This window comes from Spiroplasma endosymbiont of Cantharis lateralis (assembly GCF_964030855.1).
Taxonomy (GTDB): domain Bacteria; phylum Bacillota_I; class Bacilli_A; order Mycoplasmatales; family Mycoplasmataceae; genus Spiroplasma_A.
Genome location: NZ_CAXIQF010000007.1, coordinates 14,497 through 27,249, shown reverse-complemented (window position 1 = coordinate 27,249; position 12,753 = coordinate 14,497). Strand labels below are relative to the sequence as shown.

The window sequence follows — 12,753 nt, the reverse complement described above, 5'->3', positions numbered from 1 at the left end:
TTAACTAACCGCCTTTATTTTGATATCTTTTTTTCTTAAATAATCATTGCTAATTTGAGTCAATCCATAATTTATATCTAATGAATGTATTGCATTAAAATATTGATTATTAAGTCTAACTAAATTTGAAAATTCTACATCATTTGCAAATTTTATAGTATTTTGAGAAACTAAATCCATAAATTCATCTTGCTTACTATTAAATCATTTTGATTTTTCTTTAACATTTTCTTTAAATAAGTTAATTTCTTCTAACATTTGTTCTTGTTTATTATTTTTTTCAAAATTTTCAAATGCACTATATAGAGTTTTTATTTTTTCAAGTTCTTCTGTTTTACGTAATTTTTTTAATTTTAAAAGATATTTATTTTTTTGTAGTTCGCACTTCTCACTATATTTTTCATAAACAGCTTCTTTTTTATTTAAAATAATTATTTCTTTTTCTAACTCTTTAATATTTTTTAACTCTTCTTTTGAAAAGAAATTATTTGTTCTCAATAAAAAGACTTCTAATTGAGCATTAGCTTCTTTTTTAGTTAGATTATTTCTTTGACAATAAGCATAAACTAATAATTTATTTATCTTTTGAATTTCTTTCAATTCATCAGGTCTTTCTTTATAGATCAATAATGTTACTAAAGCACTTGAAGCAAGAGTTATTAATAAACACATTGAAAACATTGCTACATTAACAGCGCCACCAGGAATATAACCTGTTATTGAAAATATTCCATAACCTCCTGGAACATGCATTTTAACTCCAATAATACCCGAGATCATTCCACCAATAGCAGCTCCAATATTTCCAGCCATAAATGGTTTTTGTTTTGGTAAGTTTATTCCATATAATATAGGTTCTGAAACCCCTATTAATCCTGCTGGAATATTTGCAATTCCCATAGCTCTTAATTTAGCATCTTTGGTTCTAATAATTAAACCAATTAAAGCTCCTACTTGTCCATAAACACCATACATTAAACCTGGACTTAATAATTGTGGAATTTGTTGTTGAACTTGTACAGAAATTGGCATTGCAATAGCAATGTGAATTCCAAGGACAACTGCTGGTTGTCAAACAAATGAAAAGATAGCAACCCCAATTCCTAAGGGAAGTAATCCAATTTGATTTACAACATAACCAATTCCATATTCAACAAGACCTAATGTTGGTCCTACAAAAAAGAATGTTGCACTTACTATTACAATAAAAGCAAGTGTGTGTCTAAAAATTATATCCACCATTGATGGCATTCAAGTTTTAATTCATTTATCTAATCAATAATATCCAATCATTGCAGCTACACAAGGCAGTATTGTATTTGCGTATGCTTTAATCCCTATTGATACATCTCCTATTTTGAATCAAGTTCAAATAGGAGTTGCATTTTGAAATAAAAATGGATTTGCAATTACTAAACAAATTAGTAACCCCATTTGAGAATTTCCACCTAAATATCTAATTGTGTTGTAACCAACAAATAATCCTAGAAATTTAAAAGCAACATCTGTAATAATGTAAAAATACTGACTAAAGTGATCAATTTCTTCTAATGAACCAGCTGGCCCAGGTTTAACTAAAACTCCAGCTTGAATTAAAATACTTTGAACAGCCATTAACATTCCCACACCAATAAAAATTGGTAAATTAGGAACCATAACCCCTGCTAAAGCAGCCATAATTCTTTCTTTAAAAGGTCTTTTTACTTTAACTGCATTTGTCTCTTTCAAAAGATTATCATTTAGTATAGTAAAGGCTGTAAATACTTTTTGAACCTCTCCACCAATAATTATTTGAAGCTCTTCACCATTTCAATGAGTCCCTTTTACTAAACTTAGTTTCTCTATACTTTCTAAATCAACTTTTGATTTATTTTTAATAATTAATCTAAAACGTGTCATACAGTTATAAAATTTAGAATAATTTGCAGAAGTTCCTACAAATTTATAAATATCTTCTGCTACTTTATCATATTTATTTATAGATATTAGTGCATCTATATTTTTTAAGATATCTTTTTGATTATCTAAATAAAAATAACCAATCTCATCACCTTTTTTAACACTTTTTACATCATCATTTAAAACAAATTTTCAATTCTCTTCCAAATTCTCTTCAATAACTATCGGAGTAGCAAGAGAAAGTTTATTTTTCTTTATCATATCAAAATTAACTTCAACAAGTTTATCTTTTAAAGAAACTTGTTTATTAATATCTGTAAAAATTTTAAAAGGCTTTTCTTTTAAATTCACTGTATCTAATCCTATATGAATTAAAACATTTGGACCATTTTTACATTGTATAAACATCGCATGTTTTGTATCAAAAATCATATTGATATTTGCTTCTTCAAATGGTGAATAAAAAATATTAGATTCTGGTTCTATATAAATACCATCTCCAAGAATTTTTTCACTAAAAACACCATCTTTTAAATCTTCAATTTTGAAAATTTTTCCATCACATGGTGCATAAAATTTTATTTTTTCCATATTATCCTCCAATTAGTATTATCTCTAAAAATAAAATTAAAAAAAGACTCTTAAGTCTCTTTTCTTTTAAATTAAATTAATTAAAGTAAATTAATAGCTTCGTAAAAAAAGGCTAATATGTAACTCATTGAAATATTTCTATAAATATAACTGCTTGGAAATTCTTTTAAATCTAAAATAACTCTACTTTTATATGTATTTAATTTATATTTCTGTGAACTTGAACAAAATATAAATATATTCTCATTTGCTTTTATAAGTTTTTCATAAATTTTGATTAGTATTTCATTACCTTGACCTGCAAAAAAAAGTAATATAGTATCTTCAGAACTAATTTTTTCAAGATATGTATAAAATAAGTAATCATTGACTATGTTAATAGTATTAATATTATTTAAATTAAATAACTCAACAATTAAATTAGAATAATACTTTAATTGACTAGAACTTAATATATAAACTTTGCTATCTTTAATACTGTTAAAGATCTTAAAAACACTTTCCTTTATTTGAGAAAAAATGTTTAAATCTTTATTTTTATGTTCTTCATAGAAATCTAAATTTGGAGTTATCTGTTCTAATAATTCAAATTTTAATAAAGAGATTAATTCTCTATATCCCTTTAAGTTAAGTTTTTTAGAAAAAACTGTTAACAAACTTTCAGATACATGAATAGCATCAGCAAATTCCTTTATAGATAAAAAATTTTGATTAATATACATTTCTATTAACTTTTTTGCAATTAGTGTATCATTCTTATTATCATTATTTTGTGATATTTTAGTTAACTTATCAAAAATCATAGTTACCTTTTCTAATTATTTTTATTTAAATAATATCTCCTATATAAAAATAATAATAACTCAGAACTTTAAAATTAAGCAATAAATTTCAAACTCTATTAAATTTTACTTTATTAATTTAATTTTTAAAATTTAGACTGTAAATTTTAAATTATAATATTTTATTTGTATTTAAAAAAAAAGATGGTTAATTTTACCATCCTTTAATTACATATACTCTTATAATGCTTTTTCTTAAAATTAAATTTATTTATATACAATAAAAAAATAATTTATCTTCTTACTGTTGCATTTAAAGAAAGTTCAAAGTCTCCTTTTAAAGTATTAGGTTCATATTTTCTAATAAGACTACTTCCTGCTAAAGATCCATGACTTTCGAGTATTGTAACTCAATTTAAATTCACAATATTAGTTTCAATACCTGGTTTATCCTCTATTAGTTCAATTGCTATTCTTGTTGCAGATGCCTCTTCTGTAAATACCCTATCATCACTTTTATAATCTCAGGCATTGACATTGAATTCCTCTTTAGTTTTAATATTTGAAAATGATCAATATGGTTTCACTATATTTTCCTTTTCCTTAGGATTTGAATTAAAGTAATATTTATATTCATTTAATGTGTACACAAATATTGAATAAGAATCATTTATACCTAAGTCCAAAGTAATTATTTCTTTATGACGGAATTTTATTAAATCATAAATTTGATATTCAGTAATAATAAAGAAGTCACTCAAAATCTGTCAAGATGTAAAGTATTGGTTTTTGTCATATCCAGAAAGTGAAATATTTTTGTATTCAATGTTATCTATCTTAAAATCACCAATAAAATCTACTCTGTATTGTTTGTCTACTTTATCATAAACATAAAAGTTTAATTTCTGAACTTCTACATTATCTGAAATTAATAGTTTTTGATAAAAATTTTTATCAATATTATTGCCAGAACTATCTAATGCTCCAAATTTTGCCTCTAGTTTTTCAATATTTAAATCTATAATATTATTTTCTTTTTTATACTTTTGTCATTCAATTAAATTTTCTTGCATTTCATTTTTTCTATCATAACTTTTATTTGGTAAAAGTTCATTTTTATTATCTACTTCAAAATTTGAAGTAGATGTTTTCAATGAAAATTTATCATTTGTTGTTAAAGAATCTTCATCATTGTTTATTGTAAATGCAGTAACTTGATTTACAGACGCTAGCCCTAAGCCAAAAATAGCTAAAGTGTTTAAAAGTTTTTTCATTTGTTTATTTTCCCTTCTTTCAAATTCCCACCCACATCCATTACTTTATATAATTTAATTTTATAACAAATATAATAAAAAAATAAAGGTATTAAAATTTTAATAAACTTTTAAAAAATAATTTTGTGAATTAATGTTATATACTATATTATTTTGTTTTTAAAAAATTTAGTACGTATTAAATTTTTTGAGATATAAACTGACTAAAATAAAAATCTCCATTCTTTATTTTAAATGGAGATAAAATTCATATTAATTTTTATTTTATATTTTCTTTTTTTTCTGTCTTGACTCTCCAAAGCTTTATGAATTGATTCCATATTAATTGGTAGCTTTATAAGATTTACTAATGGTAAATTATTTTTAATTAAATATAAAAATAAATAATTAATTTGACGATAAGTTTGTGCTGCAATTACTAATGAGTTTTCATCGGCATCAAATTTAAATGATAATATATTTTCTTGTAATAAATAATTTCTAAAAGATTGAACATCAAAAATATCTTTTATAAAAATTTTATATTTTGAGTAAATACCTAAACTTAATTTTGACCCTTCAAATATTTTTTTACCATTTTCCAAAATTATATAATTATCAATTATATCTGAAATTTCATCAATATTGTGAACAGTGATAATTACAGTTTTGCCTTGTTTTTTATAATCTATTAATAAATTTTTAACCTTATTTCTTCAATATGAATCTAAATTTGCTCCAGGTTCATCCATAATAATAATTTCTGGATCTTTTATAAAGCAAAGAATTAAATTCATTCTATTTTTCATTCCTCATGAAAAATCTCTAACTCTTTTTTTCTATGATCTCAAATATCAAAATATTGCATTCAATATTTTACTTTTTCATTAATCTTTGACTTTTTAATTCCCATCACTAATCCAGTATCTTTTAGAAAATTAAAAGCTGAAATATCATGTAATGAAAAATCCATTTGAGTATAGTACCCTATTATACGATTTGATTTATGATAACTATGTGATTTTCTATTAATATTATTAATAGTTATCTTTCCTTTATATTTTTTGATTATTCCTAATAGAGAATTTAAAATAACAGTTTTACCACTACCACTTGAACCAAGTATTGCAGAATTTTTGATTTATGAATATTAAAACTAATTGGACCTACCTTATTAGTTTTAAACTTTTTAAATATTTATTAAATGTAATGAAATTTTCCATTTATATCTAACCTCTTTATTGTAAGTCTGCACCATTAAATTTATAGAATGCAATTGAAAATAATATTATAGTAATTGCAAATTGGGCTAGTAAATATCAATATGGTTCAATTCCCTTATCAAATGAAAGTTTATCAATTAAACCATCTTTAACTACTAAGTTATAAGTACTATAAGGTAGTAATAAATTCTTTTGTCGATCTAATGAAATACTTGATTTTACATCTGGGTCAAATCAAATATCATTGTAACTTAAACCAGAATAATAAGTGTAATTAACAAATAAGTTAGATAAAACATTAAAATGGAAAAAAGTATTATAAAAATTTCTTGTTTTAACATATTCATTTCAATCATTAGAATTTTTATTAATTTTGTAATTAGTAGCAATTACATAATTTGAAGTGTAATTAATGAAATAGTCCTCTAAAATCCTAACTGTAATCATTAAGGGATTATAAAGGGAAGAAAAAACTCTATTTGTTTTATCGGCATTGCTATCCATATCTGTTGTAACTACTCTAACTCCATCATCTTGTTGGATTTTTAGTCCACTTAAATTAATAAAGTTATTCTGGTAAATATCTTTTAAATAAGATCTTTTAAATCCCCTTTTATCTAAGTTGGGATTAGTTCCATTAAGTAACTCTATATAACCATTTTTTTCAACTTTTCTATTTCCTTGATCATCAACTGATTCTCAGCAAGTACCCACATTATCACAAGAGTCTATTTCTATGAAGTCATCAAATAGATAATAAAAGTTTTGCTGAAAATCTGGAAAATAACTTGTTATATTTTGATTAAATGCATATAACTCTTTTAAAATATTTAACTTATTATAACGATTTTCATCAACTTTATTTTCTTGCTCATTGTTTATTTTATTTTCCAATTTTTCAATACTAATGAATTTATATTTTAAATATGTTTCCAATATAATTTCATCTCCATATTTTCAATCTGAAATTTCAGAATCAAAAGGAACTGATGAAATCTTTGCATCAAATCTTATAGTTAGTGGTTGGTCATCAATAATTCCCAACTCATTTCAAATATCTTTTCTACTTTTTACATTTTCTTGTGTACTAAATGTACTTATTCTATATTTATTTTCTAAAAAGTAATCAAGAATATACTTACTCAAATTTGGATATGCAATTTTTGATTTTTCAACATTTGAAACTAGATCAAATGAGTTATAAACACTATCTGCTCTTAAAATTACATTACCTTCACTTCCAAAAAAAGAAAAATTCTTTGTTTTTTCAGAAGTTTTTAAAAATTGGTAAGGTAAAGAAGCAATAAAACTAAAAGCCATTATTAAAGTAATAATAATTATTGTAGCTTGAGGTGAAAATAATGCTAATAAAAATAATATAAAATTTGACAATAAAATTACTATTAGAAATAAATAAATTGTGTATACTGTTGAGATTTTAAATACTACTAGATTACCAAAATTGCATATAGCAATTATTAAATAGTTTATTGCAAATAATAAAAAACAATAAACTCAAATTACTATATTAGTAACAATAAAAAGCTTTGATCTTTTTAAATGTTGACTTGAAATTATATTTATTGTTTTATCGCTTTTTTTAATATAAAAGAAATAATTTAATAATCTCATCGAAATAAGAATTACAATTGCACATGTATGAATAAGTACGTAATAGTTGAAAATAATGACTTTCATATCTGATGTTGGAAAGGCCACTAATACTATTGCAACTAGTAAAGATAAACTTATTGAAATTAAATACATTACCAAAAAAGTTTTTTCTCTAATTATACTTTTGAATTGATATTTAAAAATAGTAAAAAAACTGATATTTTTTTTAACATCATTCATAACTATCTCCATTCTTTTAAAAGAATACTTTTGTTTTTTTAAAGTTTATTTAAAATTCGACTTTTAAAATTTAAATTTTAAAGCAAATTATTCAGTATTTGATGTACTAATAATTCTTTGTCCAGCGGCAAATTGATTGTAATTAACTTCCATTTTAAAATAATCAAATTCAATATTGATGTTTAATCTAAATTTTTTTGAGAAATTTCTATCTTTTGAAAGAGCAATTTCATACTTATCTGTCTTGTTAAGATATCTTTCAACATAAGGCATGTCACCACTATCATCTGCACTTCATGAGACATTAAATTTAAAATGACTTTGTTTTGAGTTATTTAAAAGTTGATTTCTATAATCAATTAATGATTGCTTAGTTAAATTTGTATACTCATTAATATTATTTCTTGATCCATATATCCCTAAATCATCTCATGCTTTAAAGACCTTTGAATTTGATTTAAAATAAAATAACACTGGTTTATAATTACTATTTGGTGTATATGTTGTTTGAAATACTTGGTTAAAAGCATTTCTTGCAACATTAATATTATTCATTATGTCACTTTCTAGCTCTTCTCTTGAAGTTATTGAGTTATTTTTAAAATAACCAAAATCTAAATTTAAATCTGGAATTTCTACATACATATCTTCATCAATTTTATAAGCAAGATTGGTTAAATTAATTTGTAACATCTTTAAAGAAGAATTAATTAAATCAGTCACTTCAGTAGTTTGATCTAAATTATTTGAAATACTATTTAATTTATTTTTTACTGCAGTTTTATATTGACTATCAGAAATGGCTTGAGTCTCATTCAAATATGATAAGTGACTCTCATTACTACTATTTCTAAAGAAAGCTTCAATAAATTCATTTCCTTTATCTTCATCATATTTGAATCCACTACTTCTGTATGTTTCGTAAGTGTATACATTATTAAATGAGTTGTTTTTAGCTAATTCCAAGTTAAGATCAAAATTAGTTTTAATAAAACTTACAAACTTTTCAATACCACTTTCACTATTTAAGTAACTTAAAATTTCACTATCTGTATTTTCTAAATAAGTTTTATTATTTAAAGTTAATTGAATTGAGTAAATTCTACTTACTTCATCTTTTATAAATTCCTCATTGACTTTTGAGTACATATTCTGAATGCTTTTCCCAATGTCAATGTTATCTGTTACAGTAATAATTGCAGGTATTTCTGATATTTTATATTCTTCAATTTGACCTAATTTATTTTTAAAATTAACTGATATTGAATAATTAAATTTAACTGTTCCAAATCACACTACATCAGTAATACTACTTGCTGAATATTTAGTAGATAAATCAATGTTTTCATTTGAAGATACAACTATTTCTTTAAAAACTGAATCAACATCTCCTAAAATTACTGAATATTTTTCTAAATTTTGCAAGTTATCAATTTTTGATTTCAATTAATTAACTTCTAAAATACTATAAAAATCATCAATAATATCTTGTCTTATTGAATCATCAACTTTTTTATTTTTTAATTCTCCCATAAAACTTGAGAACTTTGTTCTTTTAAAGAATTTCAAAGAGTTTTTGTCTTGTTCATCTACTATAAAGAAATTTTTACTTTTTTCTTTAATATGATTATTAACAATTTCATTAACCTCTTCTTTAAATTGTTTAATTAAAGATTCAATTGGATCCTCTTTTGGTTTACTATAATCATCTTTTTTATTTCCACAAGATATTACAGTTGCACTTGTTGATGCAACCATAGTTATTGCGCTTAATAGACTTAATATTTTTTTCATGTTTTCTCCTTAATTATACCCTTTTAAGAAAAAACAAATAAGTACATAACTTTTTAGTTGTATATTTTTATATTAATTGAAAAAAAAAAAAAAAACAATACAATATTATTAGAAGATTTTATTTGTATCATATAAGTGTTTGGAAAAAATAGTGCAGAATTATATCTATTAAAATATTATCTTATAGATAATTAAAAACCTAAAGTTACCTTTTTCTACTATTAATAAATCTACCAGTTATATATAAAAAGCCATACAAATTTGTATAGCTAAAAATATTAACTTTTCTTTATAAGAGACAATATTTTAATTATTATGAAAATACAATAAACTCTTTCTCATCTACATCTCTAGCTGCAACAATTATTTGATCTAAATCAATATAAAAATTAAAATATCCTAAATTTCAATACATTATTTGATAATTTTGTGAACTTGGATTACCATTTTTTTTAAAAGTTATTCCTTTACTATTTTCATAATAACTATTGTATTCCGTATTAAGACGATAATCATTAAGAATTGCACGAGTAACATTTCTAAAATCAAATTGATATATAGAATTTAATGGTAAATTAGCAAAATTAAGCATTTTACTTTTATTATTTTTTTGTTTATTTCCTCTTCTTAATCCTAATGTTGAATTTATTTGAGCAGTCTGACCAGAATTATCTTCAATTGTATCAAAACTTAATGATTTTGTGAAATCAGATTTTTTTAAAGCCATTAAAATATCTTCTTCAGAATTATATTCAGAGTATTTATAATTATAATCAACACCAAAAGTATGATGAAAAGCTTTGATTGAGTTTATAGAGAACTCATTAATATCATCTAACATTTCATCTGTTTTCGGGCTTAAATTAATCATATAATTAATAGCCAATTTAAAGTCAGGTAAATAATGAATATAAGAATCTTCAGTAAAATTAATTGTCAATCCAGTCATGTTTACATAACCCATTGAAAATGAACTATTATATTCCATTGTAGATTTAAATTGATTTACATCTACCTTTAATTCCTTAATAAAATTCTCCTTTAATATCTCGTAATCCCTTTTTCAAAGATAAAAGTTTTTTTCATTGAAATAATTTTCTCTTAATATATTTCTAGTTAAGTTATTTTCTGGATCTTTTCTAAAAATACTCTCTAAAATTAACTTTCCCTCTTGACTTTTATAATCAATTTTAATTGATTCATTATCCTTATACAATAAAAATTGCTACAAAAGATAGAGGTAATGTTGGCAATTTACTAAAATAATTAGCTTTAACAAAGTTAGTAAAAGATTCCTTAAATCCATTTGTTTGGGCAGTATTATTTCAATAATTATTTATTTCATTAGTTACATTTCCATAACCATCTAAATTATTTTTTGAACCCTTAATATTAGTTCAAAGTAAATTTGAGTATTTTTTAGCATCAGATTCTTTTGAAGAAAAATAATCTTTTGTAATATTTTCATAAAATTTATCAGATGAGGCTTTTAAAGTTGCATCATTTGTTAAAGTATATTTAAAAGAATCGCTAATTTTTAAAAGTTCAATTTCTTTTTCACCTTTGTATTGGATTTCTATTTTAAAGTCCAATACAACATTTGCTAGATATAGTTCTTCTTTTTCAATTGAATTAATCTCTAATGTTTGTCAATCAAAAATAATACCTTTATATAAAGTATTTACATCATTTAATATAGTATTATACTCATTAACAAGCTTTAATTCATTTAATTTTTTTTCTAACTCCCTAATGTCCAATATTCTAGTAATATCTTCAGCTAAAAGAGTTAAGTTTGTTTCACCTATTTCCTTTGCGTTTTTTCCCTTAAATTTTTTAATAGTAGCTTGATTTAAAAATTTATTATTATTAATAGTTAAGCCAATCATATTTTTATAAACATTGTTTTGCAAATGCTCTGCATATATTTTATTAACATCTTTTTCTAATTTATTTACAAGTGATTCATAATCAATTATTGGTGGTTCTGGATCAATATTACCACAAGCAATTACAGTTGCACTTGTTGATGCAACTAGTGCAACTGCTCCTAATAAACTTAATAATTTTTTCATGTTTTCTCCTTGATTATAAATACTAATAGAAGTCTAAAAATATTTTTAAAATATTGGAATATAAACGGAAATTTTAAAATAGACTCACAATTTATTTAACAATTAATTGTGAGTCTCTTATCTAAACAAGTGTATTTTTTCTATCAGCGTTTTAAGGTTTTAAGCTACTTTATTATAACTTTTTCAATCTCGATAATTTTCGAATACCTTTTTTATTTATTATTTTTGGCATAAAAAAACAACCTTTTATTGAGACGTTTAATCCCTTTAGATTGTCTAATCTTATTTTTAATTAAATTAATTTTTGATATCTCTATTTTCTAAGGCTTTATGAATTGACTCCATATTTATTGGTAATTTCACAAGATTAACTAATGGTAAATTATTTTTAATTAAATATAAAAATAAATAATTAATCTGACGATAAGTTTGTACTGCAATTACTAATGATTTTTCATAGGCATCAAATTTAAATGATAATATATTTTCTTGTAATAAATAATTTTTAAAAGATTGAACATCAAAAATATCTTTTATAAAAATTTTATACTTTGAGTTAAGATAAGTAAATTTATTATTTAATGGTAAATAAGTAATATTAGTCACTCAGCATTTATTCTTCTCATAAACTTCCTATTTTCTATTAACAATATTAGGTTCATGAGTAATACTTTTCTTTTCCTTAGGTTTTATAATCCTCTTTTTTAATTCTAATTCCTGAATACATCTTATATATTCTCCTTATTCTTGCTCTTTATTTTGACTAATCTTTATTTCCTTATTTTTTAAAAACATTCTTATTCTTGGACTACCATTAATAACTTTATATTTAAAAAATAGAAACTTTATTTCTTTTACAATATTAATGTCTATTTTTAGAATATGATCCTTTTTACAATTGCTAACTCACCTATAGTAACTTGATCAAGTAATTTTTAAAAATTTACATAAATCTGAAATACTATATTTAAATTCCTCTATGATTTTATAAATATAATTTATTTTTTTTATTTTCCATCCTCTCATCAACCTTTTTTATAACTTCATTTTTCATTTCTAAGCATTTAATCTTCTTTTTAAGAATTGCTAGTTTCTTATTTTTTGAATCTAAAGAATTTGGTCTAGCGCTAGAATGCTTGTTGTGCTTTCCTGTTTTTGAAATTAAACACTCAAATCTATATATTTTATAATTTATGCCAAACTTTCTTGTTGTTGAATAAGATACACCATATTCAATTGAAAGCTCTTTAAAAGTTCTATTTTCATTATAGTGTTTACTAAC

Annotated in this window: 12 protein-coding genes and 1 pseudogene; all 13 read right to left on the bottom strand. The window is 22.7% G+C overall.

Going from position 1 to position 12,753, the window contains the following annotated elements; all coding sequences use genetic code 4:
• Entirely contained in the window at positions 1 to 2,490 is a 2,490-nt protein-coding gene (locus AAHM99_RS02115) for a glucose PTS transporter subunit IIA (RefSeq protein ID WP_342275123.1), read from the bottom strand.
• Positions 2,491 to 2,570: 80 nt separating this feature from the next.
• Complete coding sequence (locus AAHM99_RS02110; RefSeq protein ID WP_342275122.1) at positions 2,571 to 3,293, bottom strand: MurR/RpiR family transcriptional regulator; 723 nt, start codon at positions 3,291 to 3,293, stop codon at positions 2,571 to 2,573.
• A gap of 272 nt (positions 3,294 to 3,565) precedes the next feature.
• A complete protein-coding gene (locus AAHM99_RS02105; protein WP_342275121.1) occupies positions 3,566 to 4,546 on the bottom strand; it encodes a hypothetical protein in 981 nt (326 codons plus the stop codon).
• A 230-nt stretch (positions 4,547 to 4,776) separates the two neighbouring features.
• Positions 4,777 to 5,334: a P-loop NTPase family protein gene (locus tag AAHM99_RS02100; protein WP_342275120.1), complete on the bottom strand. Its 558-nt coding sequence runs from the start codon at positions 5,332 to 5,334 to the stop codon at positions 4,777 to 4,779.
• The gene (locus AAHM99_RS05635) at positions 5,313 to 5,498 is read right to left on the bottom strand and encodes a hypothetical protein (RefSeq protein WP_425288798.1); all 186 of its coding nucleotides are present in this window, start codon (positions 5,496 to 5,498) and stop codon (positions 5,313 to 5,315) included. Before AAHM99_RS05635 ends, AAHM99_RS02100 begins: the two co-directional genes overlap by 22 nt.
• A 21-nt stretch (positions 5,499 to 5,519) precedes the next feature.
• Positions 5,520 to 5,597 (bottom strand): annotated as a pseudogene (locus AAHM99_RS05630) (hypothetical protein); the annotation flags it as partial.
• 166 nt (positions 5,598 to 5,763) lie between these two features.
• Positions 5,764 to 7,602: an MFS transporter gene (locus AAHM99_RS02090; protein WP_342275119.1), complete on the bottom strand. Its 1,839-nt coding sequence runs from the start codon at positions 7,600 to 7,602 to the stop codon at positions 5,764 to 5,766.
• Positions 7,603 to 7,689: 87 nt separating this feature from the next.
• Complete coding sequence (locus AAHM99_RS02085; RefSeq protein WP_342275118.1) at positions 7,690 to 9,048, bottom strand: hypothetical protein; 1,359 nt, start codon at positions 9,046 to 9,048, stop codon at positions 7,690 to 7,692.
• Positions 9,049 to 9,396, bottom strand: a complete 348-nt coding sequence (locus AAHM99_RS02080; RefSeq protein ID WP_342275117.1) for a lipoprotein — start codon at positions 9,394 to 9,396, stop codon at positions 9,049 to 9,051.
• 313 nt (positions 9,397 to 9,709) lie between these two features.
• Positions 9,710 to 10,612 carry a hypothetical protein gene (locus AAHM99_RS02075; RefSeq protein WP_342275116.1) on the bottom strand — a complete coding sequence of 301 codons (903 nt, stop codon included), beginning with the start codon at positions 10,610 to 10,612 and terminating at the stop codon, positions 9,710 to 9,712.
• Positions 10,605 to 11,471: a lipoprotein gene (locus AAHM99_RS02070; RefSeq protein ID WP_342275115.1), complete on the bottom strand. Its 867-nt coding sequence runs from the start codon at positions 11,469 to 11,471 to the stop codon at positions 10,605 to 10,607. Before AAHM99_RS02070 ends, AAHM99_RS02075 begins: the two co-directional genes overlap by 8 nt.
• A 297-nt stretch (positions 11,472 to 11,768) precedes the next feature.
• On the bottom strand, positions 11,769 to 12,077 hold the full coding sequence (locus AAHM99_RS02065; protein ID WP_342275114.1) for a hypothetical protein: 309 nt from the start codon (positions 12,075 to 12,077) through the stop codon (positions 11,769 to 11,771).
• A gap of 135 nt (positions 12,078 to 12,212) precedes the next feature.
• Positions 12,213 to 12,497, bottom strand: a complete 285-nt coding sequence (locus AAHM99_RS02060) for a hypothetical protein (RefSeq protein WP_342275113.1) — start codon at positions 12,495 to 12,497, stop codon at positions 12,213 to 12,215.
• Positions 12,498 to 12,753 lie beyond the last annotated feature (256 nt).